The organism is Planktotalea sp. (assembly GCF_018607965.1).
In the GTDB taxonomy this organism is placed as follows: Bacteria; Pseudomonadota; Alphaproteobacteria; order Rhodobacterales; family Rhodobacteraceae; genus Planktotalea.
Map to the genome: position 1 here is coordinate 4,429 of NZ_JABBAM010000086.1, position 1,901 is coordinate 6,329.

At 55.1% G+C, this 1,901-nt stretch carries 2 protein-coding genes; both read left to right on the forward strand.

Going from position 1 to position 1,901, the window contains the following annotated elements; genetic code table 11:
* The coding region (locus QZ279_RS08330; RefSeq protein WP_293449904.1) for a dihydrodipicolinate synthase family protein at nucleotides 1–305 on the forward strand (305 nt) is incomplete at its 5' end.
* Nucleotides 302–1,792, forward strand: a complete 1,491-nt coding sequence (locus tag QZ279_RS08335; protein WP_293449905.1) for an aldehyde dehydrogenase — start codon at nucleotides 302–304, stop codon at nucleotides 1,790–1,792. The genes QZ279_RS08330 and QZ279_RS08335, both read left to right, overlap by 4 nt.
* The last annotated feature ends 109 nt before the right edge of the window (nucleotides 1,793–1,901 follow it).

Here is a 1,901-nt window from a genome sequence, read left to right on the forward strand (position 1 = left end):
GGGTCTGCGCGGGATCGAACTTTGCCCCGCACGCACATATCGCCCTGTACCAAGCTTGCGCCGTTGAGGGCGATTTCACCAAAGGCCGCGCGATCATGTCGGCGATGCTGCCTCTGATGCGGGTGTTAGAGCAGGGTGGCAAATTCGTTCAATGCATCAAACATGGTCTGACATTGCGGGGCATCCCAGCAGGGCCGCCGCGCAAGCCGATGTTGCCGCTGAACAAAGATGACAAACGCGAATTGGACCAAGTGATCCGTACAATGGACGCCGCCATTTCCGCAATCCAAGGAGAGAGCGCATGAGCGATCTACTGACACGCGCCGAATATGCAGCCCTTGCCGCGAGCATTGATTTCCCGCGTACAGCCTTCATCGATGGTGGATTTCGCGCTGGCACAGGCGCACCTTTGATGACGCTGAACCCAGCTACGGGCGAAGAGATTTGTACGATTGCTGCTTGCGGTGCCGAGGACGTGAACCTAGCTGTTCAAAAGGCAAAAGAGGTATTCGAGGGGGGTGCGTGGAGAACCACACACCCTACGCAGCGCAAGGACATTTTGATCCGCCTTGCCAAACTGATGACCCGCAACCGTCGTGAATTGGCGGTGATGGAAAGCCTTGAGAGCGGCAAACCCATCGCGGATTGCGAGAACGTGGATATCCCCGAAGCGATTGCCACGATCAAATGGCATGCAGAAGCGATTGATAAGACATACGACCAAACCAGCCCAACGGGTGACGAAGCAATTTCTATGATCGTGCGTGAACCGATTGGTGTAGTTGCTGCCATTCTGCCGTGGAACTTTCCTTTACTGATGATGGCTTGGAAGATCGGCCCTGCTTTGGCGGCGGGCTGCTCTGTGATCGTAAAACCGGCTGAGCAAACGTCGTTAACCGCATTGCGTATCGCGGAATTGGCTATGGAAGCGGGTCTGCTGCGCGGCGTTCTGCAGGTCTTGCCTGGGGATGGTCCGTCTGTGGGCGAACCGCTTGGAATGCACATGGATGTGGACATGGTCAGTTTTACAGGGTCGACCGAAACGGGACGGCGGTTCCTGCGGTATGCAGCGGACAGCAACTTGAAAAAGGTGGTGCTTGAATGCGGTGGCAAGAACCCTGCAGTGGTGTTTAGCGATGCTGAAAACCTTGGGCTTGTTGCCTCGCATGTCGTAAATGCGGCGTTCTGGAATATGGGCGAAAACTGTTCTGCTGCGTCACGTCTTATTGTGCATGAAAGCGTGAAGGACGAATTGCTTGGCCACATCACCGCGCAATTGCGCGAATGGAAAACAGGGGATCCGCTCGCTCCGCAAAACCATCTTGGCGCACTGATAGATGCGGAGCACTGTGCCAAGGTTGCGAGTTATCTTAAAGTCGATGCTTTGGTAGGTGGCATGCAAGACGGGCCTTATGTAGTGCCAACTATGTATGAGGTCAGCAAAGAGGATCCGCGTGCACGTGAGGAAATTTTTGGACCGATCTTAAGCGTTCTGACAGTCGCCAGCGACGACGAAGCGATCGCATTGGCCAATGATACGGATTATGGTTTGGCGGCCTCTGTGTTCACCGCTAATACGCGTCGCGCGTTGCGTGCGGCTCGTGCAATTCGCGCGGGGACGGTGACAGTGAATTGCTATGGTGAGGGCGATCTTGCAACGCCGTTTGGTGGCTACAAACAGTCTGGTTTTGGGGGGCGCGATAACGGCATTCACGCGCATGACCAGTACACTGATTTAAAAACGATCTGGGTCGATCTAAGCGATCCAAATGACGCGGATGCATTGACATGAAACGCATAGGGTTTCTTGGAACCGGTCACATTGCAGCGCCCATGGTGCGCTTTTTCGCGGTCAAAGGACACGAGATACGGGTGTCAGAACGTGGTGCAGATGTGGCCGC